This window comes from Hungatella hominis (assembly GCF_014288005.1).
Classification (GTDB): Bacteria; Bacillota; Clostridia; order Lachnospirales; family Lachnospiraceae; genus Hungatella; species Hungatella effluvii.
On record NZ_JACOPB010000023.1, the window covers coordinates 59,811 to 85,200 of the forward strand.

Annotated in this window: 19 protein-coding genes and 1 pseudogene; 4 read left to right on the forward strand and 16 right to left on the reverse strand. The window is 47.9% G+C overall.

Annotated elements, in window-relative coordinates:
- Nucleotides 1-41: 41 nt before the first annotated feature.
- The 4 genes and pseudogenes from H8S75_RS28715 to H8S75_RS28730 all read right to left on the reverse strand — a co-directional run bounded on the left by H8S75_RS28715 (nucleotide 42) and on the right by H8S75_RS28730 (nucleotide 3,920).
- Entirely contained in the window at nucleotides 42-1,415 is a 1,374-nt protein-coding gene (locus H8S75_RS28715; protein WP_187024444.1) for a putative bifunctional diguanylate cyclase/phosphodiesterase, read from the reverse strand.
- Between the two features lie 24 nt (nucleotides 1,416-1,439).
- The gene (locus H8S75_RS28720) at nucleotides 1,440-1,865 is read right to left on the reverse strand and encodes a hypothetical protein (protein ID WP_187024445.1); all 426 of its coding nucleotides are present in this window, start codon (nucleotides 1,863-1,865) and stop codon (nucleotides 1,440-1,442) included.
- Between the two features lie 268 nt (nucleotides 1,866-2,133).
- Nucleotides 2,134-3,013: pseudogene (locus H8S75_RS28725) on the reverse strand (tyrosine-type recombinase/integrase).
- Between the two features lie 454 nt (nucleotides 3,014-3,467).
- Nucleotides 3,468-3,920 carry a DUF3788 family protein gene (locus tag H8S75_RS28730; RefSeq protein WP_187024447.1) on the reverse strand — a complete coding sequence of 151 codons (453 nt, stop codon included), beginning with the start codon at nucleotides 3,918-3,920 and terminating at the stop codon, nucleotides 3,468-3,470.
- Nucleotides 3,921-4,107: 187 nt separating this feature from the next.
- On the opposite strand from H8S75_RS28730, the gene H8S75_RS28735 reads away from it, so the two are divergent.
- Nucleotides 4,108-4,791 (forward strand): dihydrofolate reductase family protein, encoded by a 684-nt coding sequence (locus tag H8S75_RS28735; RefSeq protein ID WP_187024448.1) that lies wholly within the window; start codon nucleotides 4,108-4,110, stop codon nucleotides 4,789-4,791.
- Nucleotides 4,792-4,884: 93 nt separating this feature from the next.
- Here the strand turns inward: H8S75_RS28735 and H8S75_RS28740 are convergent, their stop codons facing one another.
- The 3 genes from H8S75_RS28740 to H8S75_RS28750 are packed head-to-tail and all read right to left on the reverse strand — an operon-like array spanning nucleotide 4,885 to nucleotide 8,431.
- Nucleotides 4,885-6,501, reverse strand: coding sequence for an extracellular solute-binding protein (locus H8S75_RS28740; protein WP_187024449.1), 1,617 nt, complete (start codon nucleotides 6,499-6,501; stop codon nucleotides 4,885-4,887).
- Nucleotides 6,502-6,537: 36 nt separating this feature from the next.
- Nucleotides 6,538-7,467 carry a carbohydrate ABC transporter permease gene (locus H8S75_RS28745; RefSeq protein ID WP_187024450.1) on the reverse strand — a complete coding sequence of 310 codons (930 nt, stop codon included), beginning with the start codon at nucleotides 7,465-7,467 and terminating at the stop codon, nucleotides 6,538-6,540.
- A 37-nt stretch (nucleotides 7,468-7,504) separates the two neighbouring features.
- Nucleotides 7,505-8,431, reverse strand: coding sequence for an ABC transporter permease (locus tag H8S75_RS28750; protein WP_187024451.1), 927 nt, complete (start codon nucleotides 8,429-8,431; stop codon nucleotides 7,505-7,507).
- 195 nt (nucleotides 8,432-8,626) lie between these two features.
- Here H8S75_RS28750 and H8S75_RS28755 point away from each other — a divergent pair, with 195 nt between their 5' ends.
- The 3 genes from H8S75_RS28755 to H8S75_RS28765 are packed head-to-tail and all read left to right on the forward strand — an operon-like array spanning nucleotide 8,627 to nucleotide 12,904.
- A complete protein-coding gene (locus H8S75_RS28755; RefSeq protein WP_187024452.1) occupies nucleotides 8,627-9,673 on the forward strand; it encodes a response regulator transcription factor in 1,047 nt (348 codons plus the stop codon).
- A gap of 15 nt (nucleotides 9,674-9,688) precedes the next feature.
- Nucleotides 9,689-11,503, forward strand: coding sequence for a sensor histidine kinase (locus H8S75_RS28760; protein ID WP_187024453.1), 1,815 nt, complete (start codon nucleotides 9,689-9,691; stop codon nucleotides 11,501-11,503).
- An 18-nt stretch (nucleotides 11,504-11,521) separates the two neighbouring features.
- The gene (locus H8S75_RS28765) at nucleotides 11,522-12,904 is read left to right on the forward strand and encodes an alpha-L-fucosidase (protein WP_187024454.1); all 1,383 of its coding nucleotides are present in this window, start codon (nucleotides 11,522-11,524) and stop codon (nucleotides 12,902-12,904) included.
- A gap of 86 nt (nucleotides 12,905-12,990) precedes the next feature.
- On the opposite strand, the gene H8S75_RS28770 is transcribed toward H8S75_RS28765, so the two are convergent.
- The 9 genes from H8S75_RS28770 to H8S75_RS28810 are packed head-to-tail and all read right to left on the reverse strand — an operon-like array spanning nucleotide 12,991 to nucleotide 25,130.
- A complete protein-coding gene (locus H8S75_RS28770) occupies nucleotides 12,991-14,694 on the reverse strand; it encodes a phospho-sugar mutase (protein WP_187024455.1) in 1,704 nt (567 codons plus the stop codon).
- A gap of 23 nt (nucleotides 14,695-14,717) precedes the next feature.
- Nucleotides 14,718-17,198 (reverse strand): beta-mannosidase, encoded by a 2,481-nt coding sequence (locus H8S75_RS28775; protein WP_187024456.1) that lies wholly within the window; start codon nucleotides 17,196-17,198, stop codon nucleotides 14,718-14,720.
- A gap of 11 nt (nucleotides 17,199-17,209) precedes the next feature.
- On the reverse strand, nucleotides 17,210-18,787 hold the full coding sequence (locus tag H8S75_RS28780; RefSeq protein ID WP_187024457.1) for an alpha-amylase family glycosyl hydrolase: 1,578 nt from the start codon (nucleotides 18,785-18,787) through the stop codon (nucleotides 17,210-17,212).
- On the reverse strand, nucleotides 18,788-19,825 hold the full coding sequence (locus H8S75_RS28785) for a LacI family DNA-binding transcriptional regulator (protein ID WP_187024458.1): 1,038 nt from the start codon (nucleotides 19,823-19,825) through the stop codon (nucleotides 18,788-18,790).
- Between the two features lie 22 nt (nucleotides 19,826-19,847).
- Nucleotides 19,848-20,927 carry a glycoside hydrolase family 130 protein gene (locus H8S75_RS28790; protein ID WP_187024459.1) on the reverse strand — a complete coding sequence of 360 codons (1,080 nt, stop codon included), beginning with the start codon at nucleotides 20,925-20,927 and terminating at the stop codon, nucleotides 19,848-19,850.
- 21 nt (nucleotides 20,928-20,948) lie between these two features.
- On the reverse strand, nucleotides 20,949-21,779 hold the full coding sequence (locus H8S75_RS28795) for a carbohydrate ABC transporter permease (protein WP_002604455.1): 831 nt from the start codon (nucleotides 21,777-21,779) through the stop codon (nucleotides 20,949-20,951).
- Between the two features lie 25 nt (nucleotides 21,780-21,804).
- Nucleotides 21,805-22,704, reverse strand: coding sequence for a carbohydrate ABC transporter permease (locus H8S75_RS28800; RefSeq protein ID WP_187024460.1), 900 nt, complete (start codon nucleotides 22,702-22,704; stop codon nucleotides 21,805-21,807).
- Between the two features lie 56 nt (nucleotides 22,705-22,760).
- Nucleotides 22,761-24,167, reverse strand: a complete 1,407-nt coding sequence (locus tag H8S75_RS28805; RefSeq protein WP_187024461.1) for an ABC transporter substrate-binding protein — start codon at nucleotides 24,165-24,167, stop codon at nucleotides 22,761-22,763.
- Between the two features lie 15 nt (nucleotides 24,168-24,182).
- Nucleotides 24,183-25,130 (reverse strand): DUF1861 family protein, encoded by a 948-nt coding sequence (locus H8S75_RS28810; protein WP_187024462.1) that lies wholly within the window; start codon nucleotides 25,128-25,130, stop codon nucleotides 24,183-24,185.
- Between the last annotated feature and the right edge of the window lie 260 nt (nucleotides 25,131-25,390).

The following is a 25,390-nucleotide window of genomic DNA, read 5'->3' on the forward strand; positions in this document are numbered from 1 at the left end:
GGCGGAATACCGGAGAATTTATCCTTCCTGTTATTTTACCATCATTCCGCCATCCGGTATATATACCTTCTTTCATATTCCTCCTGCGGCATAGGCTTCGCATAATAGTAGCCCTGGACGTAATCGCATCCAACGGTACTGAGGAAATCTCTCTGTTCCTGCGTTTCTACGCCTTCCACAATCACTGGGATTCCAAGGCGGCCGGCCATCTGGATCACCGATGAAAGTATGATCTTCCCCTTCTCTGCCGCCATTCCTCCGGAAAGGAAATTCATATCCACCTTGAGGACATCTACGTCGATATCCTTCAGCATGTTTAACGAGGAGTAGCCGCTGCCGAAATCATCCATCATAGTCACAAAACCGGCGCGCCGCAGCGCATGGATAGCCGCCATGATCTGTTCCAGATCGGAGGCGTAGGCGCTTTCGGTGATTTCCAGATTCAGCATGGATACGGGAACGTGATATTTCTCTGTCAGCTTCCGCAGCACTTCGACCAGTTCCGAATCAAGGAGAGTAACCCTGGAAAGGTTGATGGTGACGGGATTAAAGTTTTTTCCATCACCGCGCCATTTCCCGATGATCCGGCATACATGCTCTGCCACATAGTAATCAAGCTGGACGATGAAGCCGATTTTCTCGAATACCGGGATAAATTTACCTGGCGGTATCAGACCGGCTTTGGGGTGGTTCCAGCGCACCAGCGCCTCGGCGCCAAAGTCCTTATCTGTGGAAAGGGCGAATTTCGGCTGAAAAAAGATGATAAACTGCTCCTGTTCCATCGCCCGACGCATATCATTCATGATTGCCGTCTCTTCCGCTTCCCTCTCTTTTTCCCTTTCATCATAAAATCCAAGACAGGAAGCATACAGATGTTTGCACTTTTTGCTTCCGATGAAGGCTCTGACGTACATTTCCTCAATGGACAAGTCCGGCTCCGTCACGACGTAGGCGCCGACCGTAGGTTCCAGCAAATAATCTATCTGATATTCGTTTAAGTATTCTCTCAAATCCTTTATCTGCTCATCCAATATATCCGGATCAAAAGGCTGGCAGATGCAGAATGTGTCCGCTATGATTCTGCCATATGTACACATTTCAAAGCGTTCTGCGTTTTTCCTTATAATCTCAGCCAGGAAAATAAGCAGTTTATCGCCTTCCACCTCGCCGTATAGAGAATTGTACAGCCGGAACCGGTCGATATCAAACCGCAGCAGTACGAATCGCGTATCCCGGTGCGCGTCGATCATGCGCCGCGTCTCTGCAAACATCTTGCCCCGGTTGTATAAGCCGGTCAGCGTATCGTGCTGCATCAGAAACTCCATGCGGCCGGGCAGCACCCGTTTCCTCTTCATCCATCGTTCTCTTCTGCCGGCGGCTCCCCCCGGCATGGTTCTCTTTCTTTTTCTCTTCATCACAGTCACCTCTGTTCCGGGAAATTATGCAGGCAGACATTCACAGATCATGCGGAGCACCTCCATCCCGCTTCTGAAGCAGGCACTCCCCCTGCTGTTTCTGATGACGCCCTGTATGCTGGCGTTCTGTCTGGAATATATCGTGACAGCAAATACATTTTCCCTGGTATTCAGGCGGTTTCGAATTGGGCAAAACTTCACTGTACGCGGAACCGTTTCGGCATCCGTAATGATTTTCGTTCTCTTTTTCATCAGATCCATCTTTACCAGGTGACGGCGGTCTCCGCTGTCCACTGGCATTCCTTCTCTGTCCAGAATGTATTCCATCAGAAGCAGCATGTGATCAAGCCCGTGAAAGCAGAACGATTTTTCCTGGTATAAAGACTGCAAATATCCGCTTTTCGTCTGATTTTTGCAGTTTTCAATGACAATTATCAATACCGCTCTCATATGATTCCCTTCTCTCATTCGTATGGGCCGCCTGATACCACAGAATAACTATTCTGTGGTATCAGCAGTCCGAAAATCACAGAGCGCGCTCTCCATATCTGCTATTTTTCTTCCATTCAGGATAATAATGGGTTCTATACTGCTACGCGACCAGACCGGCAAGAATCAGCGTTCTCTCCGGCCTGTTTATTGTGGGCAAAACCATAGATATGTACATTGACTCCCCTTATTTTTTGTTGTAAAATAATTAGAGTTTCATTTTTTAACTTTAAATAAGGCTTTTTGATACCACAGAATAGTTATTCTGTGGTTATTTTGTCTAATCCGATTCTCATCCGGTTCATGACTTTTTCATACTGTCTCGTACTTGTCGCTACATAAATGCGCGTAGTCTCGATCGATGAATGGCCAAGAATATCCGCCAGATGGGCCAGATTCTTTTCGATAGAGTAAAAAGTCTTCGCAAACAGGTGCCTGAAATTATGGGGAAACACCTTTGACGGATCCACTTTTGCCCCCTTGCACAGCTTCTTCAGAGAATGGCAGATATTGCTCCGGTCCAGGTTTCTGCCGCTTTTCGTTCGAAAGATACAGCCGCTCTTTATTTTTTCGTTTCTGATAAATTCCTTCAGCTTCTTAATCAGATTTCTCGGAAAGATAATCAGGCGGCATTTTCCCTTCATATAGATCTCTGTTTTCCCCCGACAGACCGCTTCCACGGTGACGTAGGGCAGCTCGCTGATTCTGATGCCCGTGCTGTAGAGTACCATCATCAGATAATAGAGCTGAGAGTTTCCCATTCTCCCCGCACTGTCCAAAAGCCTTCGGTAGTCGTTCTCCGTCAGTTCCCGATCCTCATCGATATAAGCCTTTTTCTGAACCTTCAGGAATTTCACCTTGCACATATCCAGATTCATAAATTCCAGATACGAATGGATGGCCGACAGCTTACCGTTGACGGTTCCTGCCTTATACTGGCTGCTGAGATACCGCCGGTACTGCAGGATCGCCTCTTTGCTGATCTCGGCTTTATCCATATAGGCAAACAGCTGTTCCACCTCGTGTAAATACTTGCTTATGGTGGAATCGGCTTTTTCCTCATTTTTCAGATAGTCCTCATATCGTTTGATATTCATTGCAATTTCCATAACAGGCCTCCATTTTTCTAGTCAGATGTTTTTAAGTGGTTGTATGGCAAAGCCACAGTACACCGAAACGGTGTTCTGTGGCTCAAGCAGCCTTTTTTAGTTTCCTTATAATCGGGCAGAACTATACATCGGTTTTGGGACTTATGATGAATGATATGAAATAGAAACAATTCACGAAACGTGCCTTTGCGTTACATCAGAAGAACGCACAGGCTGTACTAGAAAAGCCGGCATTGAAACGATGCGTACAATACCGGCTTTATATCCACTGATACGTCATATTTATGACCCTGATTCTGCCCCTGATCAAAATCAGGGCCGATCTGTTTCCATTTTCTGCAGTATAACATACACATCATCGTAAATCTGGCCGTTTGCAGGCCAGCATTTAGGGGCTTCCCCTGCACTAATTGGTTTATATTTCCAATTATTATAATGGATACAGTAACAAATCTCAACTTACCTCGTTCGACTTAATCATGGACCGCTGCGCAGACAGCGAACATTTTACAGTCAATAGTTTCTGTATATCGTCAAAATTTTCCTTACATACAACTCGATACTGAATCCAGCCGCCGTCTCCGCAGGGATACTTTGTGTCGATGTACTCCCTGGAATATGGATGCAGCTGGCTGTAGACGGAATCATACTGCTTATCAGACAATCGGACCATGACTGTAAATCCATTGTTTTCGGCAAAAATATTGCATACCAGTTTTTGCTTCAGCCGGTGAGCGATCCCCCAGCCGTACTGATTGCCATAGGGAAAGACAACCTTCTGCTCTGTCGCAAATGTCCGGGACAGCCATTCGTTCAACAAGGTAAAGAATCCGCCGTTTTCACCGCAATACGCGGTCATCTCGGCAATTGTTGGTTCTTCTTTTTTATTCAGCATTCTTTCGTACATAGCGGCCTCCGTATGTTCTAATGATACGTTCGATTATAGCATAATTCAGGCTGTTCGGCCAGTTTTTACGTAAGTTCTCTGTCCGCGTAAGTTTCCGGATCGTCGGACAAAAAATACCAGAGAAAGACAGGTATTTACCCCGGATAGATGATACAGTTGATTTATAAAGATTGGGGGGGGGAACAATATGAAGAAAAGGCCAGTCACAACACTATTTATGCTTAGTTCTGTGGATGGAAAAATAAGTACGGGAAATTCTGATCTGCTGGATGTGGACAGCGATTATCCCGCGATGGACGGTGTAAAGGAAGGGCTTCATCAATACTATGAGATTGAACAGACAACGGATCTTTGGTCCCTGAATTCAGGGCTCGTACAGGCCAAGCTCGGCGTAAACCAAAAAGAGTATCCGGACAAAACACCGGTTTCTTTCGTTGTCATAGATAATAAGAATTTAACCGGTCACGGTGTAAGATATTTCTGCAGACGGGCGAAGACGTTTGTACTTGTCACCACGAATTCGCAGCATCCAGCGTTTTCTGTACAGAAAAATAATCTGCATATCATTTGTCAGCAGAAATTAGATTTAAGGGCAGTGCTGGAAGAATTGTACGCGGTATACCATTGTGAAAGAATTACCATACAAACGGGGGGGATGCTGAACGGATTGTTTCTCCGGGAGAAATTGTTTGATTACATCGATATCGTTGTCGCTCCGGTTCTGATTGGCGGAAAAGATACCGCTACACTGATCGATGGAACATCGATTACGGGAAGGGAGGAATTGGGGCTGTTGGGAGTTCTGAAGCTTGTGAGGTGTGAGGTGATGGAGGATTCTTATTTGCGATTGAGGTATGAAGTTGTAGGATAATATCAGCTGAAGCAGACCTGCCAGTGAGCCGCAAGTCTGCTTCAGAAGCATTTCATCTGTTTTTGATATCCTAACGCAGGCCATACTCTGTTTTTACTGATATCCTTTTTCTGTAAGCTGTTTATTAATTTCTGCCAGCAAATCCTCGACTCCGTTCTTGTTCAGTGCATCTAAGAACTGTGGTATATAGACTTCAGGGTCTACCATACCGGACTCCAGCGCTTTGGCGTTCTCATCCACCACGTTGGAGATAGCCGCTATCTCGGTTTCCACCGGGCTGTTATCCAGCGTAAAACCATTGTGAGGAGCCGTTATGGCCTTCGCATTATATTCCTCGAATAACTGTTCGATATTATCCGGGTAAGAGATATCCCACTTCTGGTTGAACGGTGTGCCGAACTGCCATCCATAGGTATAATTAACATAGCCGTTGTCCTCGATCTTCAGCGTTCCGCCCATTGTGCGGTCCACCCGGTTATCGCCTACCGCGCTGTAGTGCTGGCCTTCAATGCCGTGACGGATCAGGGTTCCTACGTATTCGTCGGTATTTAACAGGTTGATGAACTCCAGTGCCTTATCCGGATGTTCGGAAGCAGAAGAAATAGCCAGAATTCCTCCGCGCGCGTTCTTTGTCTCAAAGAGCGGGTCCATGAGCGGAACGAAGGTCACGCCGTGCCCTGTCTTAGCCGCCTCAGCCTCAGCCGCTCCCGGAGCGTATGAAATGATATAGGAGAACAGCTTGCCGTTCTTAAAATCATTGTCGCGGTTGGCAATGTCGGTATCATAGTTTACCGGATCCTTGGACATGTACCCCGCCTCATACCAGCTTCTCACCAGTTTACAGTAATCCATGTATTCCTGTGTTGCATACTGATTAAACACTCCCGTCTGATCTTTAAAGTACTCGTATTCCGGCACTGCGGCCGCACCTGGAAGTGCTCTGGAGCCGGACAGACTCTCGTAGGGATACAGCATGTTGAAGGAGCCGCCGGAGCTTCCAAGGCCGGAAAGTCCGATGACATCCTCTCCTGCCGCATCAGCCTTTTCCTTGACGGTCTTTAACACTTCCGTATAGTCCTCCAGTGTCTTTACTGCGGTTAAATCAATGCCATACTTTTCTGCCATGGTAGAGTTTACGAAGAAACCGCTCTGCCAGCCCATCTCCTTATAGGAGGGAACGCCATAGATCTTTCCGTTTACGGAAACAGCCTTCCATAAGGACTCAGGAATGAACTCATACGTCTCAGGAGCGTACTGCTTCACTGCATCCGTAATATCCATAAATGCATCCTTGGCCACAAACTGCACGTAGTTAGTAGTCCAGTCTGCGGTAAAGCAGATATCAAAATACTCGCCGGAGTTGATCAGGGTCGGCATCTTTTCCTTGTAATCGGGATTGGCGATGACTGTGTAATCGATCGTCACACCGATCTTTTCCTTCGTATACTCATTCAATGCCGCAATAACCTTATCGGTATCCGCATCCACCGGATTCAAGGACATATACCATTTTAAAGTAACAGGCTCTTCCGCCGTCTTCGAAGCCTCTGTCTCAGCTCCCTTCGAAGCCTCTGTCTCTCCTGCTGCCTTCGTATCCGCCGAGGCTGCCGTACCGCCATCCGTCGTCTTTGAAGGGCCGCAGCCTGTCATCAGGCTGGCTGCCATTGCCGCGCTCAGCACCGCGCATGCCCACACCTTTCCTTTTCTCATTTCTTACTTCCTCCTTCTACATAAATTTATAACAGCTTACCCTTTGACTCCGCCGATTGTAAGTCCCTTCACAAAATATTTTTGGAAGAAGGGATAGGCGCAAAGAATAGGCAGTACTACCAGTACGGTCAAGGCCATTCGGCCGCTGTTGGTCGGAGCGTTGTTTGCCATCTCCGCGTACTCCAGCGCGTTAGCCGAGCTCTGTTTCAATGACTCCAAGCTGTTCTGCATACTCCATAAGAACGTCTGGATCGGGTAATTTTTCGTCTCGTAAATGTAAAGCATGCCCAGAAACCAGTCGTTCCAGTAAGCGATCATGGTAAACAGGCCAATGGTGGCGATTCCCGGTTTAGACAGCGGAAGAACGATCTTCAAAAAGGTATTGAATTCCCCTGAACCGTCGATGGTAGCTGCCTCCACAATCTCCATGGGTATGCTCTTAAAAAAGGTCCGCAGCACCACCACATAAAACACATTGAGCGACATGGGTAAAATCAGCGCCCAGACAGAATCCCGAAGCCCTAAAAGCTGTGTGTTGACCATATAGCTGGGAACCAGGCCGCCGTTAAACAGCATCGTAAAAAGCAGCAGCAATGTCAATGGCTTTCCATACCGGTAATCCGACCGCGAAAGTACATAAGACAGAAGCGTCGTCACCGCCAGGCTGAACACCGTTCCCACAATCGTGACAAACAGCGTAATTCCGTAGGAACGAACCACCTGATCCCCCATTTTTAAGAAAAGCCAGTAGGCCTCCAGACTCCATTCACTGGGGAAAAATGTATAGCCATTTTCAAAAATGCTCTGCTCACTGCTGAAGGACACGATAATGACCAACAGAACCGGCAGCACGCAGGCAAGCGCCATCAAGGTCAGAATCACGTTCATGATCCCGTTCGTCTTCTTACTGATATGATTGACGCAGGAATCCGCTCCGGCTTCCTCGTCTCTATATTTCTTTTTCATGGCAATTCCCCTTTCCTGACTAAAACAACCGCAGATGTCAGAACAGCGCGCTGTCCTTGTCGATCTTTCGCACAATGAAATTAGAGCCCAGCACCAGAATAAAGCCGACTACAGACTGATATAAGTTGGCAGCCGAAGCCATTCCGATGTTGCCGCTGACCTTTAGCGCCCGATAAACATATGTATCGATGACGTTGGTGATCGGGTAAAGGGGGCCTGAATCCCTTGGCAGCTGATAGAATAGCCCAAAATCAGAGTAGAACATCTTTCCGATCGCCAGTATGGTCAGTACAATCATCATGGAACGCATACAGGGAAGCGTAATATACTTAATCTGCTGCCACTTCGTTGCCCCATCCATAATGGCCGCTTCGTAATAATCATTGGAAATCCCCACCAGAGAGCCTAAGTACATGACAGTCGAGTAACCCACGGTCTTCCAGAGCTGGCAGAATACCAGGATAAACGGCCAGTACTGTTTCTGTGTATACCACTGAACCTCATCTTTTCCAAAAAAGCGGAGAATGTGGTTCAATAACCCGTTATCCACACTTAAGAATGCAAACGCAATAAAGGAAACGACAACCCATGACAGAAAGTAAGGCGCCATGAAGATCGTCTGGAAGAGCTTCGCTCTTTTCTTATTTAACAGTTCATTGAGCACGATCGCCACGGTAACCGCGACCACCAGATCCAGCACAATAAAAACCAGATTGTAGCATATGGTATTGCGGGTGATGATCCATGCGTCGCTGGTCTTAAACAGGAATTTAAAGTTTTCCAGCCCGTTCCATTCGCTTCCAAATATCCCTTTTCTAATGTTGTATTTCTTAAAGGCCAGGACAATGCCGGACAATGGCAGATACTTGAATAAAATCATCAGGATAATTCCCGGCAGGGCCATGAGTGTGAGCGGCAGGTTTTTCTTAAAATAGAACCATTCACTTTTTTGCTTTGTTTTCATTTCTTATTCCCCTGTTTCTTCACATCTCTTGTTGCTTTGATGTTTTCTGGCATAATTATACCTTTATGGGATTCCATTCCACAAGGAGACTTTTTTTATCTCAGGTGTACTTTTATTTCGGAACGCTCCGAACCGATTGCGCGGCTGACCTTCATGCTCTATAATCATCTACATAGAAAGTGAGGGAAACAAATTATGAAGGTTCTTCTTGTCGACGACGAGATTTTTGCAGTCAGAGGTTTAAACTCCATGCTGCACTGGGAAGCATTTCACGGTGAGCTTGCCGGAACTGCTGCCAACGGGGAGGAGGCGATGGAATATATGGCAGTCACTCCTCCGGATGTCATTATTTCCGATATCAAGATGCCGCGTATGGACGGACTGAGGCTGGCAGAGCTGGTACACGCACAGTCTCCCGCCACCCGCATGATCCTCTTAAGCGGCCACGGGGAGTTTGAATATGCAAGACAGGCGCTCAAGTACGGCGTTGCAGACTACATCTTAAAGCCAATCACACGAGAAAAGGTCAATCAGATCGAAAACCTCCTGGTTAAGTTTTACAAGGAAAATGAGGAACGAAAGCAGCGGTTCTTAAATGCCTGGGATTCCGGTCTGGAAGAGAAAATATTATCAATACTCCACAATCAGAATATGGAAGCGCTGGATCAGTTTTTCCGCTCTTCCTATTTTGTAAGCACCATGCACAGCAGCTCTGCCAATCCTCTGGGAATCCAGCTGATCAATTACTTATACGCCTATTTTTCCCAGATCGATATAAACCGGACGGTCATCACCGTCTCAAGGGAGCGCGCTATGGAACAGTTCTGGGACTCTCCGGGCACCCAGGAAAAGATCAACTTCATCATAACCAGCTATTACGACGTTCTGACCGGGATGAATCAGAAAAAGCAGGCATACAGCGAGTCCTTTATCACCTATGCGAAGGAGTATATCGGCGAACATTACTCTGACCCGGAGTTCAACATCTCCGTCCTGGCAGACAATATGCACGTATCGCTGTCCTACTTAAGCTCCCAGTTCAAGCAGGCCACCGGTTCCAACTTAATTTCCTATGTGACCGCAATGCGTATGGACTACGCCCGCCGTCTGCTGGCCGACCGCCGTTACTCCATCGGGGAGATATCCGCGATGTCGGGCTACGAGGACGCCAAATATTTCGCCAAGCTGTTCAAGAAAAAGACGGGTTTTACCCCCAGTGAATACCGGAATCTGAAAATATAAAAAAGGAGGGGTCCCATGGCAATCCGTAAAAAAATATCTGGTCTGTTTCTGGCTATCATCCTCTTCTTTCTCTTAACCTTCTACATATTTATGTACTTTTATTTTCACAATACGGTAACGGACGCTGTGGTGGAACGGCAGGAGGCACAGGTCATGGCAAACCGCCATCTGGCCTCTAATTTTATGAATAATCTGAGACAGATCACCATCCATTTTATCAGCGACCGCGCCATCGGCAATCAGCTCAGCTGCACCTCCACCGAGCCCATGGAACAGCTGCAGGTCCGCGCCGCCCTGCAGTCCCAGTTCTCTCACTACTCGCTGCTTACGATGTCTCATGATGTCAACAGCTACCGTTATACCCTGTTCCTCAATGACCGGCTTCCCATCTCATCGATGTTTGAGGCCAGGACCCTGAGCACGAATCCTTACAGTACAGCCAGCAGCATCTTTACCAACACCCTGGTGAAGGACGATCTGTGGTATAAAAATACTCTGGAGGCCTCCAATTACACCTGCGTATTTAATAATGAAAGTTCCGGAGAGCTATGCCTTGCCAAAAAGATCCAGAATACCAGCTATACTGGGCCATACTATAAGGATGGGCAGGCCGTCATGGTCATAAGCATTAAAATGCCCTATATTGATTCTGTTTTCGGCGGGATTCCCCCCACCCCCAACAGCGGCTACGCCCTTCTGGACAAAAAGGGGCAGCTTCTCTACGCCAGCCCCAGCGGCCCGGATCACAGCTTCTACACAGAGGCACTTGCAGAGGTCAGCGGGAATACCTCCTTATACCAGGCCGGAACCGGTTCTCACCACGTAATCGGCGGGGAGCCTTACCTGGTAAACTTTGACGATTCCGATCAGGATATCACCCTTCTGTCGCTTACGCCCTACTCCGATATCAACCGTACAGTACGTCCGGTAATGATACGCTTTTCCGTGATCTCTCTGCTGATTACACTATGTGCCATGGCTGTTATTTTCACGGCTTCAGACCGCATCACACGGCCGATTATCCTCCTTTCTGAGGTGATCGGTTCCATCACCGATACGAGAACCTTTGACTTAAAGAGCCTTCACGTATCGAAGGACCGGGAAATCGTCAGTCTGGAGGAAAGCTTCACGAAGCTGATTATCAACAACAACCGCTTGATTCATGATGTCCAGGCGCAGGAAATCAGGCAGAAAAACTCGGAATTAAAGGCACTGCAGGCACAAATCGATCCCCATTTTATCTTCAATGCAATGGACGCGGTCAACTGGATTGCTCTGACCCGCAATCAGGATGATCTGGCGGAGATCCTCGCCTCCATTGCCAATCTCATGCGCTACAGCATCATGGAGGCCGACCAGCTCATCCCCTTAGCGAAAGAGCTTTCCAATATAGGAGAATATATTGCGATCTACAAGCTCCGGCATCAGGGAGATATCAGGCTTTCCGTTCCCTCGGAAGACGCCTCAGCCGATACTCTGATTCCAAAATTCGCGCTTCAGCCCCTGGTGGAAAATTCCATCCGCTACGGCGGCCAGCCGACGGGAACGGCGATCGAGATCACGGTCTCTGTAACACATGAGGCGGACCGTTTCATTCTGGAGGTATCAGACAACGGCCAGGGCTGTGACCCTGATCTGCTCAATGAGTATCTGGCTTATAAAACGAACAACTTAAAGGTGACCAACGGCTTTGGAATCCGCAATGTGAACGACCGGATACGCCTCCATTTCGGACCGGAAAGCGGACTTAAGTACTACGTTGATGATAACAACCGGCTTACGGCACGGGCAGAATTTAAATACAGGGAAGCTTCCGCTGCTAAATTATAATAAAAGGAGAACTTTGATATGGAAAAGAAAACGATCGTTAAGAATGAAATTGTAAAGAATGGAATTCACGGCTATTCGGCGGCAGAGACCTACATAGCTCCAAAAGAGCCCGCCGTAAAAGAGCATCTCGAATGGTTCATGGGATTAAAGCTGGGCCTGATGATGCACTGGGCGCCTGGCTGCCAGATGGGGACCTATGAGTCGTGGCCCCTCTCCGACGGAGACGGCAGCTGGTCTCAGAAGGATGTGGACTGGACCGATATAGAGACCTTCAAGCAGGAGTATATCGACTGCAATAAAACCTTTAACCCGGTTAAATTCCGCCCGGACCGCATGGCAGAATTTGCAAAAGAATGCGGTTTTAAGTACCTTTTATTCACCACCAAGCACCACGACGGCTTCTGTATGTTCGATACGAAGACCACCGATTATAAAATAACAGATCCCTCCTGCCCCTTCTCCTCTCACCCGGATTCCGATATCACCGGGGCTCTGTACCGGGAATTTAAAAAACAGGGACTGGCCATCTCCGTCTACTTCTCCAAGCCGGACTGGCACAGCGATGCCTACTGGCATAAGGCATTCGGCACCGCGCCCACCAGAAATATCAACTATTCCGTTACAGACTATCCAAAGCTGTGGGAGGAATTTGTAAATTATACCCACGCCCAGCTTCGCGAGCTGACCTCCAACTATGGAAAAGTAGACGTGCTGTGGCTGGATGGCGGCTGGGTCAACGCCGGGAACGAGGGCCAGGATATCCGTCTGAATGAGATTGTCAAAGAGATACGCGGCACCACACAGCCCCATCTGATTGTCTGCGACCGCACCGCAGGCGGCGAATATGAAAATATCATCACACCGGAAAAGGAAATCCCGGACGCGCCGCTCTTCGTGCCGTGGGAGACGTGCACAACGGTCGGTGAAAAATTTTCCTTCCATTACACAGACTGCTTTAAGTCCGGCCGTCAGCTGGTACACCTGCTGCTGGATGTCGTATCAAAAGGCGGAAATCTGGCGCTCAATGTGGCCCCGCAGCCGGACGGACTTCTGCCGGCGCCCGCCATGTCCTCTTTAAGAGATATGGGCAAATGGCTGTCCGCCCATGGAGAAGGCATCTATGAGACAGAAATCACGGCGCCCTATTATGAAAACCGGGTAAAGTATACGGCAAAGAAAGATACCGTTTATGCATTCTACCTCTACGAAGAGACCGCGTCCCTGCCTTCGAAGCTCTGCCTTCACCTTCCGGAGCCTAAAAAACAGATTGCCTCGGTAACGCTCATGCGGACTGGAGAACCGGTGGACTATACCACCGAATTTGGCGCACTGATCCTTCATCTGCCGCCGGAGTCAGCCACAGGCGGGGAATATGCGGACTGTTTTGTTATACGATTTTAGATGCTGATGGTATTCTGCGACGGAAGGAGGCCGGGAACACAACTTCATGCTCCCGGCCTCCTTCTGCCGCGGTGTTTTCGCACACGCTAACTCCGCTTTTCCTCCAGTATTTTCTCTGCTTCTTCCCATATTGCGCCAAGCCGGGTTTCCGCTTCTCTCTCGTCCTTTCCTCTGGTCCCTATGTAAATCTTAATTTTAGGTTCTGTTCCCGACGGTCTGATACAGAGCCAGCTGTCGGCTTCGAATTCAAAATACAGCACATCTGATATTGGAAGACCAGTATCACCGTTAAGATAATCACGAACCTTGACGGTCTTGAGACCTCCAAGCGATTTTGGGGGATTATTCCTCATATTTTCCATTAAGCGATTCATGAATGCCGCGCCATCCGTACCCGTTTTCACAATGGTATGGATACTTTCTTTATAATACCCGTATCGTTTATAGAGCTTCTGCATCTGGTCCCAAAGGGTCAGCCCCTTCGTCCGGTAATAGACTGCAGCCTCACACAGCGCCATAACAGCCCCTACTGCGTCCTTATCTCTGGAATAAGTGCCGACGAGGCAGCCATAGCTCTCCTCAAAGCCAAAGAGATATTCATAAGTACCCTGTTTTTCAAAAAGGCGGATCTGTTCCCCAATATATTTAAAGCCGGTTAATGTTTCAATGAGCTTTACCCCGTATTCCCGGCAGACAGCACCTGCCATCTTCCCCGATACAATTGTCGTAACCACCGCACCGCATTCTGGCAGCGTATTTCTCTCTTTTCTGTGTTCCAATAGGTAATTGCAGAGAATCATTCCAGACATATTGCCGGTAAATGCCATATAATTTCCAGTCCCTTTATCTCTGGCATATACGCCAAGGCGGTCTGCATCCGGATCAGTCGCCAATACAACATCTGCATCTGTCTCCTTAGCCAGCTCAAGCGCCATGGCAAACGCCCTTTTATCTTCAGGATTCGGCGATTCTACGGTTGGGAAATCACCATCCGGCTGCATCTGTTCCTCTACCACATATACCGATTCAAATCCCAGTTCCTTTAAAATTCTTCTGACCAGAACATTTCCTGTACCGTGAAGGGGCGTATATACAATCTTCAGTTCCCGTGCCCTTTCTCTTAAAAGCTCCGGCTCCTGTACAAGCTTTTTAAGCTCCGATAAGTAGCGGCAGTCGATTTCCTCACCAATAAAATGTAAGAGTCCGCCGCACACGGCATCTCTCTGCCCCATATATTTCACAGAAGCAAAGTCGCTTACCGCCTTAACTTCACGCATAATATCCGCATCTCTTGGACAGGTAATCTGAGCGCCATCCTCCCAGTATACCTTATAGCCGTTATATTCCGGCGGATTATGGCTGGCAGTCACAACAATTCCTGCCATACACTGGAGTTCTCTGACGGCAAAAGATAATTCCGGCGTGGGGCGGAGGCTGTCAAATAAATATACCTCTATGCCATTTGCGCAGAGACAGAGCGCCGCTTCCATGGCAAATTCCGCCGAGTTATGGCGGGAATCATAGGCAATGACCGCCTTTCTATCCGTACGCTCCTGACTGTTTATGTAGTTTGCAAGCCCCTGCGTCGCCTTCCTCACCGTATAGCGGTTCATTCGGTTCAGCCCCGCCCCCATGATTCCCCTCAGTCCGCCGGTTCCAAATTCCAGTTCCCTGCAGAAACGGTCCTTGATCTCTTCCTCGCTGGTAAGGGCTTTCAGTTCTTGTCTTGTGTTGTCATCAAAATACGAATCTTCGCACCATCTGTGATACTCATCCCTGTAATTGGTCATTTCTTATCTCCTGTTTCCTTATATCAGTCTGTCCGGCATATAATTGTACCGTGGTCCGGCATCAATGAATACATACTGCGCACATACAGCCCTTCCATACTTCCCTGCAGCACCTGCACACGTTTCTTCCCTGCAACCATATCAAAATAGTTGTCGGAAAGCAGCAAATCACCAGCCTCGTTTCCGATTTCAACCCCTTTGGCGAAGGCTGCTGCATAGATCAGAAGTGTCTCCCCCTCCCTGCGCAGTTCCAGCTTCGGGTCTGCGAACTCAAAATGTTTTGGAGGAACAAATAAGCTGACGCCATGCGAAACCATTTCTCCATGAAGCCAGAGTTCATAGGACAGATAATGGTTCCTGATATCTATATCCGGAAATTCAATCCATGGATAGCTGCAGACTGAAAGTGCTTCCACCTCCACACTGTACTGTCCCTGCCGGCAGATGTCAGACGCCGCATCCTGAATGCTCCATTTGATAAATCCGCTTACCGGCTCCCTTGTCTCATTGGTCACACAGAATCGGGCCGCTTTTCTGATGCAGCGGTTCTCCTCATTTACATTTATGGAGGAACTCAGAGCGCCTTCTTCCTCACAGGAAAGCAGGACCGGAGCAAAAAAGCGCCTGGCGAAATATTGAAGCGCCTTCCATCTGCCGTAGTAATCAATGGAGGACCAGGATGCCACCGGCCAGCAGTCATTTAACTGCCAGTAGACACAGCCCATGCACCGCCCCCGGTTCCTCCGGAAATGTTCCACACCATACCGGACAGCCTCTGCCTGCAGCAGCTGCGAAACGTAAATAAGAAGCTCCAGTGATTCCGGATACGGATACATCTGGCTCATATACTGAAGTATCTTTCCATTAGCCCCGGCATTTCTCTGATGTTTTTCCATCACATAGGAGAAAATATTTCTGTCCTCCGGCTCAGTAAACTGTTCAATGGTCTTTACCGCAGGAAATGACTGGAACCCAAACTCAGAGAGATAGCGGAAATAGTATTTCCTGTAATCCGTAAACGGAACGCCTCCATGCCACACTTCCCAGTAATGGGCGTCTCCGCGGTTCTCATCGTTGGGATGATCGAAATCCCCGCCCGATGACGGACTGGACGGCCAGTAAAAGGTATCCGGATCAAGCTGCCTCAGTAATTCCGGTATGATTCTTTCATTCATAATCAAATACTCAGTCTTCTGCAGCGGCTTTCTCACCCATTGATTATCCGCAAGGAACATTTCCATCTCATTGTTGCCGCACCATAAGCCCAAACAGGCGTGATGGCGGATGCGCCGTACGTTATCCCGGATTTCCGCCGCTGTATTTGCTTCAAACTCCGGCGTCAGAGGATAAACCGCACAGGCAAACATGAAATCCTGCCATACGATCAGACCCATTTCGTCACACAGGTCATAGAAAAAGTCATCGGGATAGTATCCGCCTCCCCAGACGCGGATCACATTAAAATTACAGTTTCTGCAGTGTTCCAGAAGCGTTTTTGTCCGTTCCCGGCTGACGCGGCCGCGGATGCAGTCCTCTGGTATGTAATCCGCTCCCATGGCAAAAATTTCCACACCGTTCACTTCATGGGCAAACTTATTCCCATACTCATCCGCCTCCGTATTGACCGTCATCGTTCGGAGGCCAATCTTTCGGCTCCAGCTATCCTGAATCTCTCCGTCTGCAGCCACCATGACTTCTACCTGGTATAGAGGCTGTTTCCCATAACCATTCGGCCACCACAGCTCCGGATTTTTTATTGTCACAGCTTTTGAAAACTGATACTTTTCGCCTTCCATCTGGTACGAGATACTCATCCCCTGCGGATCCGTGATTCTGAGCAGGCAGGAGCAAGCCGCATCATCGGCCGCCTCCACAGTGGTAGTAAGGGACAGGATCACGATTCCTCCGCTGTGCCTCTGTCTGATATGCACATCGCAGATGGAGGCCTGATTCACGCCAATCAGGGATACCTCTCGGAACAGACCGGCGTCCGGAAGCCTCGGTCCCCAATCCCATCCAAAGGAGCAGTGGCTCTTTCTTAGAAGCGGAAAGCCCTGCATAGCCTCGGGCGCACCGTCATAAGGAGTCTTTTCATAGGCTTCTCTGATAAAGGACAGCGGCGAATACAAATGTACCTTGATTTTATTGGTCTCTCCTATCAGTGATTTTACCGGATACTCCCATATACGGTGCATATTATCCGCATGTCCAAGATGAACCCCGTTGAAGAAAATATCCGCCAGAGTATCAATTCCTTCGAATCTCAGCTGGATATCCCTGCAGCCCATCACAGCTTCATCAGGCGACAGGGAAATCTCATATTCGTAGTCCCCATCCATCATGGCCAGCGCGGCCTCCTCACAGTCTCTCCAGTAAGGGTCCTTCATCGCTCCATGCTCCAGCCAGGTTCCGTATACGGTTCCCGGTACTTTCGTTTCAAAACTCTGGCCAGTGGAACAGCTTTTGAGCTTCCAGCCATCTGTCAGTTTCTGTATCATCTTCATTTACCTTATCCTCATATTTCCAGAATCACACAGTTTCCGCCAGGAACCAGCATTTGGACCATTCCGGGCTTCACACAGTCTTTTCCGTTCTTTTCCCTTGATCTGCTATCCGGTACGCTGTCTGAAGCGTATAGGATTCGCCAGCTGCCTTCAACAGGGACCGTCACCCCGCAATCCGAAAAATTAATCATAATGCGAACCCGGTCCATTCCCAGCGCTCTCTCGATTTCTATCAAACCGTTCCCCAGTTTTCGCAGCTCCATAGTTCCTTCTGTCAGCACCGCAGTTCTCTCTCTCAGTTCAATGAAATTTTTGACGAAATTCCAGATCGAGGACGGATCCTCTCTCTGTTTTTCAGCCTCGTCCCAATCCATAGGATTGCGGGAGGCATCCCGTGATCGTTCATTCAGAATCCGAACCGCTTCCTCCCTGCTTTTTCCCTCTTTAAGAGCCGACTCGTAGGCCAGTATTCCCTGAACATCCTTTGCGTCGTCCACAGAATTCAGAATACGGCTTTTCATTCCGATTTCATCTCCAAAGTACAGAAACGGGATTCCCCTGCAGGAAAGCATCAGCGCCAGCAGGCATTTCGTTTTCCCTTCCGAAAATCCGAACCGGTCTGGAAAACGTCTCATATCGTGACTTCCAAAAAACAGAGTTGGATATTCTGAATCCCCGTACAGTTCCTGCATGCGCTTTAATTCTTCATAGATCTCGTCGAGCTGAAATATTTCCCTGCTTCCCAAATTAAAATTAAAAGTCGTGTCCAGGCTCCCGACGCCCGTATAGGAATGAATTCTGGTTAAATCGTCGCTGCTGATCTCTCCAACCAGAAATGCATCTGGCTTCTTCTCCCTGATCCTGCCTGCCATCCGTTTGATAACCGCCTGAACCCCCGGTTGATTGACATCATTTTCATGAAGCTGCTCCCCGTTTCCCGTGACCGGATTATCCACCATAGAGCCGGACACCGATAAGTTGTTAATCACATCAAAACGGAAACCATCCACGCCTTTCAGAAGCCAGAAATCCAGAACCTGGTAAATGGCCTCCTCCACGGAAGGATTCTGCCAGTTTAAGTCTGCCTGCTCCTTTGCAAAGGAATGGTAATAGTACTGTCCCGAATCCCCATACGCCACATACTCCCATGCGCTTTTACCAAAAAAGGACTCCCAGTTATTCGGCTCCCCTCCGTTAACGGGATCCTTCCAGATATACCAGTCTCTCTCGCTGCTGTCTTTGGAGGCGGCTGATTTTATAAACCACGGGTGCTGGGTCGATGTATGATTCAAAACCATATCAATGATGACCCTGATACCATGCTTATGGGCTGCCTTCACCATCTCCTCAAAATCATCCATTGTTCCGTAATCCGGATCCACACCGCAATAATCGGAAACATCGTATCCGTTATCTACCTTTGGAGAGGGATAAAAAGGAGTGAGCCAGATTCCGCCCACTCCCAGTTCTTTCAGATACGGCAGCTTCGAGGTGATCCCCCGGATACCGCTCTTCCCGTTCTGACCGGTGTCGCAGAAGGATCTTATATATATTTCATAAAAAACCGTATTTTTCCACCACTGATTCATTTATAAGAACTCCCTCACAGAATCTCTTTCAATCAGCTGGACATCCAGCACCAGCTTTTCCACCTTTTCCTTCGGCCGTTCCATACATTTTAGAAGCCGTTCCATAGCCTTTTTTCCCATTAGGACCTTGTCCACCCGCATTGTCGTAATGCGGGGATTCACCATATTGCTCAGTTCAATATCATCGAAACCAACAACGCCGATATCTTCGGGAACCTTGAGGCCGCACTGTGACAGAGCCTTGCACATGAGGATTGCCATCTTATCGTTGGAACAGATCAGCACTTCCGGTGTTTCCTCCAGTGACTGGTAATACTCCGCAAGGCTTGACGCGTCCTGATGAATCACTGCGTCCTCCACACTCTTTAAAGCGGAATACCGTCTGATATAGGCGATCCCTTCTTCAAAGGATGGAAATTTAAGATACTGCTGCATGGCCTCCTGATATCCCCAGAAACGTTCCCGAATGCTGGGGGTATAGGAGAGATCACCGAAAAATCCGATTTTCCGGTAGCCCTTATCCAGCAGATACTTTGTCAGCTTATAGGCGCCCGCCACATTATTGGTCATCACACAGTCAGTAGGTGTCTCCACAGATTCGTGATCCAGAAGCAGAACCGGTATGGAGTAGCTCTTTAAACGCTTCAGATACTCCTCATCAATCTTACCAACGACTATCAGCCCCGACACCTTCTGCTGTTCCACACAGGCCGGTATCTCCTGATTCTTCTCGAAGGAATTGATAAACAGATCATACCCGGCCTTCTTTGCCGCTTCCTCTAATCCCAGCAGAATCCGTCCATAGAACTGCATATCCTTAAAGAAACGGTCCTCCAGAAGGATACAGATGTTCTTATTGGAGTAAGCCGCTGTATACTTGGTACTCTGGTCCAGATATCCCATCTCTTCCGCAGCGTTTAAAACAAGTCTTCTCGTCTCTTCGCTGACCCCCGCCCGGTCATTCAGCGCCAGGGATACCGCATTGACAGAAAGGTTCAGCCTTTCCGCTATTTCCTTCATGGTAACCCGCTTCTTCATTCTGCATTCCACCTTTCTGACTTTATATGGCCTTCATCCCGGCCAGTAATTGGGAAACCGAGAAATCTGCTCTGCATATCTTATCGTCCGCGGCGCCGTAATAGAGAGACACACAGTCTCCGTCCACCAGACAGCCACAGGTAAATACCACATTTCCGAAGAAGCCTTCTGTCTCATATGAAGCTTCCGGTTCCAGAATCGGTGCTTCCGTCTTTGCGATCACCCTGGAGGGATCACTTAAATCCAGGAGAAATGCCCCCAGGCAGTACCGGTCATTCCTGTCGGCGGCATGGTAAATCTTCACCCAGCCCTGTTCCGTTTTAAATGGGACGGCTCCGCCTCCGATTCTCCCGTTATCCCAGCTGTCCGCATCGGATATGCCGCAGAAATGCTTCTGATGTCCCCAGTGTATCAGATCTGGTGACTGGGCCAGCCACATCTCAGGGTTGCCGATTCCGCCTGGTACGGGACGGTTAAACGCCATATACATACCATTAATTTTTTCCGGAAATATGGTAACATCCTTATTTTCCGGTGCAAATATGATTCCATGCCGCTCAAATGTCTCAAAATCCCTTGTACTGATTAACGAGGTAGCCGCTCCATTTTCCGTCACAGAAGTATAATTAATGTAATACTCGTCCCCAATCTGAGTAATTCTCGGATCCTCCATTCCCCAGCTCTCCTCTTCCGCACAAGGAAAAACAGACGGGGTATCTTCCACAGTAAAATGAATTCCATCCTTTGATCTGGCCACTCTTAAATGGGACAGAGATGTCAAATACACCGTTCTCTTCCCCTGCCTCATCATCTTATTAATCGTTCTGGAATCGGTAAAATCGAGCTCCGGATGTTCCGCTTTTCTCAGACTGAGCACTGTAATCTCATCTTTTCCACTGATCTTTTTCACAACAGGGATCCGTACTTCTCCCTCTTCTGCTCCCTTGACGGACTCGGCCACCCGGCACAGCAGGATCACCTCATCTTTATATTTTGCGACACCGCAGTTAAATACCCCTTCGACTTTAAAATCTTCTCGGCTGGGTTTTACATTTTCCGGGATAAGAAGCGGATTTTCTCCGCATCTTTTTACTTCCAGCATGTTGTTCCTCCTCATTTTCCATTATTTAAGCATAAAGCTGATTCCCTCTTTGAAGTATTTGGAAAAGCATAAAAACAGGATAATAATCGGCAGAGTCAGAATAACAGACGCCGCATACATCGGTCCCGGAAATGCCCCCATCGGTTTGAACTGAGTGGAAATCAACACATTAAGCGTCTGCATCTGAATGTTTGGCGCGATCAGCATATCCCACATCAGCTCCGACCATCGCTGCATAAAAATAGACAGAAACACAATTGTGGTAACCGATTTTGTTATGGGAAACGCAATGTAAAATATAATGCGCAGTTCTCCGGCGCCGTCTATCTTTGCAGCCTCAAAGACCTCATTAGGCAAGGTTTTAAAATAGTTGATATACATGAAAATAGCCCAAATGGAAATGCACATGGGTATGATCATTCCGCCGTACGTATTCGCCATAGGCTTTGCAATCATATATCTGGGCACCAGCAGGATTATGGTTGGGAAAAACATCTGAAACAGCAGGGAGTCCATAATGAAACGTTCTCCCTTAAATTTCAGTTTACATACGGAATAACCGTTGCACAGTCCTATGATGACCGATATCACTGCGGTAGGAAATGCTACAAGGAATGAGTTGATCAGGGCTCTGACCCACATCATGGAATTCGTCGCTCCGCCCTTTCCTATCAAATATTCATAGCTTCTTAACGTAAAACCGTGAGGCACCATCACCTTATCGACCTGATCCCAGGAGGTAAAGGACTGAAGCACCATATAATAATAGGGAAACAGGGATATCGCAAGCAGAGTCAGGGTGACTGCTGTAATAATATATGTTTTAACACTTAATTTCTTTTTTCTTCCCATATTCTTTTCTCCTCGTTATCGTTGCCTACCATCCGAATCTTCTGTTCAGCCGGTCCGTTACAGCGTTGATGATCCTTAAAGTAATAAAGATCTGAACCGCACTGGCAATCGCCATGGCCGCCCCATATCCGGACTGGAATCTGGTAAAGGACGTGTTGTAGATTTCCAGCTGCCATGTAGTCGTCGTCATGTTAGGGCCGCCGCCTGTCAGCAGATACGGCTCTGTAAAGACGCCGAATGCCAGGCCTGTGGCCAGTACAATTACGGTGGTCAACGTAGGCATAATCATCGGAAGCGTAATGTGCAGGAGCTTATGCAGTCCGGTCGAGCCGTCCAGCATCGCCGCTTCCGTCACATCGTCACCAATGCTTTCAATGCCTGAGAGAATAAATAATGCATAATACCCCGACATCTTCCAGACAACAATACCCACCATAACGGCAAATGCGTATCTCTGGTCTGTCAGCCAGTTTATATTCAGATTGAACTGTTCTCTCAAAAACGTATTGAACGCAGAATTATAATTAAAAAAGTACTTTACTACTACACTCGTCGCAACTCCGGAGGTCAGATAAGGGATAAAGAATAAAACCGCCACCAGACCCTTGATTTTATCCGGCAGATTAGATACCAGAAGCGCGATGATCAGCCCTCCTGCAAAACACAGCACTACAATGGGCAGAAGGTAGCGGTAAGAGTTAATAAAAGCCGCTTTTACCCTGCTGTCGGAAAAAAGGCCGGCAAAATTCCTGATCCCTACAAACGTCTTCTGTTCCGACATCAGGTTCCAGTCCATGGTAGAAAGCCAGAACGCCCAGATCAGCGGAATCAGAAAGAAAATAAGGGAATAAATCAGGTATGGCCCGTTAAGCAGCCAGCCCATGAGGCCAGCCCTTTTATTTCCCGTAATACTCTTTCTTTTCATAAGTCCCCTCCTTTTTGGGAGGGACAGGAAAACGATTCCTGTCCCCGATCAACAGCCTATTCCAGACCACCCACCTGCTTCATGGCCTCCATAGCCGCCTCTACATATGGAGTGGCATCCGGTGCATTTCCAGGCTCTGCATTCATAACTTCATTCATATACGGCGCTGTTCCGCTCTCGGTCAGTGCTGTCTGTATATCAGTTACCTTTTCTGTCGCAATACTCGGAATCGCATACGGCACAGCTTCCGCCAGTGCAGCTAACTCCGGATACTCTTTCATAACGTCGGCAAACATTTCATTGTCATTTAAATCACCTCTGACCGGAAGCATCGTCGTGGCATTCAGCCAGTCGAGATCGGTCTGTGCAGAATTTTCCTTGTTATAAACCCACTTTACAAATTCCACTGCGCCGGCATGTTCCTCATCTGTAATACTCTTATTTTTATAGAAGACAAGACCTTTGGAATCAGCAAAGTTATAAGGAATATCACCTTCATTCTTTACAATTGCCTGTCCGTAAATATAATCTTCTCCGTAGACCTTATTGTTTTCACGATAGAGCGAAATCTCCCATGGTGCGTTGATTGTCACGAGTACGGAAGGATTTGCCTCTGTCCAGATGCTGGATATTTCGCCGGATTGGATTGAATTGCCAAAGAGGCCAATCAGTTCAAACGCTTCGACTGCGCCTTCCTTATCGAGTACCAGTTTATTGCCCTCTACCCACGGTTTTCCCCCTGTCAGAGCTTCGTAAGGCATCTGAAAATCATACCATCTGTCCCACCACTGATCCGGACGGGTTAAGGACGGACGGTAGAAGGAATGGGTAACCCCCATCTCTTTCATGGTGGTATCACGTTGTGCGGCAAATTCGGTAATAACGGCTGTAAATTCAGCCACGGTCTTCGGTGCCGAATCAAACCCCAGAGCCTTTAAGGCTTTCATATTCCACTGCCATATCATCGGATTGACATAGACCGGAAGCACATACTGTTTCCCCTCAATCGCCCAGTTTGTGATCGTATCTTCCATCTTTCTGGCCTCAATCACATCTGTAAACCATGTCTCGCCAGACAGGTCATAGACTGCTCCGGAAGCCGCCAGAGTTGCTGCGAATCCCCGGTTGATATTTTCCGATACAGCCGGTACGGTCCCTGTTGCAATTGCATTCTGAATTCCGGCTTCTGAAGATGGGGATTCCGGCATCTGCTGGACCTTTACCTCTATCTTTTTTCCATCAACAGTGATGCCTGCTTCGTTAAACGCCTGTGCCTTGGATTCCCAGAAGTTATACTGAACCTGCTGAGGCGCCGTCCAGAAATCAACGGAAACCACCTCTCCAGAGGCTCCTCCATGATTGGCTGCCGGCTCATTACCTCCTGATTTTCCGCATCCTGTCATCACGGATGCTGTCATAGCTGCCGCTGCTGCAATCGCCACTACTCTCTTCATTCTTTTCATAAGTCTCTTCTCCTTCTATCTGTTTTCATATTCATCAAATGGATCGTCGATCAGCACCTTTTGTCCTTCTGCATCGCTGACTCCGCAGTACAATTCCGCTTTTCCTCCCCCGAGCCTCACAAGCCCGCCGGAAAATATAACATCTTCCAGATCCGGTCTTTTACTTGGTCCCGGCTGGAAATTTCTTCGCTCCGCGATCATTTTCATAGGACCGTACTCCCCTGTCTCAGGATTGAAGCAGAACGCTGTGGAATAATAATGCCGGTTTCCTTCCGTGTCAAATCCTGCGATATGGGAGAGCACTCCGATTTTCCCGCCAGATAAGCGGTGGAGTTCATTTGCTCCGCCCCATTCCTCTGGTATAAACTGATGTTCCATAAGCGTCGCCTGCTGCAGGCTTTCTGCATCTAACTCGTCCAGACTTTCAAAGAAACGATAACCGATCTTTCCGCGTCCACCCCGTTCCCCCTGTGGCCTGGTAAGTACCAGAATCCTTCCCTCCTCCAGCTCACAGAGGCGGATATCTTTCATCCGGTCTGGCCCCACAGCAAATCTGCTCAAATCAAGGATTCCATCACCCCGGTAAAATACAGTTCTGTAGTTTAAGTATCCCGGCCGTTCCTCATCATCGAATACTTCCACGCCCCCAAGGACCAGTTTCCCTCCGATCCTCGTCACAAATGGATCCTGAAGGTTTAAGGCTTCCCGTTCTGTTTCCACCCACTCGCCTTCGCTCTCTTCGAAAAAGCCAATCCTGGAATACTCACTGTCTCTCGCCTCGACCCGTCCTGCAATCCAGGTCTTTCCATCCGCCAAAAATGGTGCCGTAATATTATAGACGTCTTTTCCGGTCTGCTTGAGAGAGAACTTTATTTTACTTGAATTTACTTGAATTTCTTCTTTACGAAATTCAAGCAGCAGTTCTTTGCACGTGCGAAGGGTATTATCTTTTTGTTGTAACATATGTCTGTTTTTCTCCTTTCTTATTATATTTTTCTAATATTTTTGTCTTATATGTCTTGTCTATGGCATTATATTATTCCTGCTTTTACTTGAATTCAATTATAATTTACTTGAATTTTGCAATTATATTTTAAAGTGCCAAATCGTGATGCTGTCCCCTATCCATTAAGCAACAAAAAGAAGGCGGTTTTCACAAAATGTAAAAACCGCCTTCATACCTTCAAATCATTTTTATGGCTGCAGCAATCTCGATTAGTAGC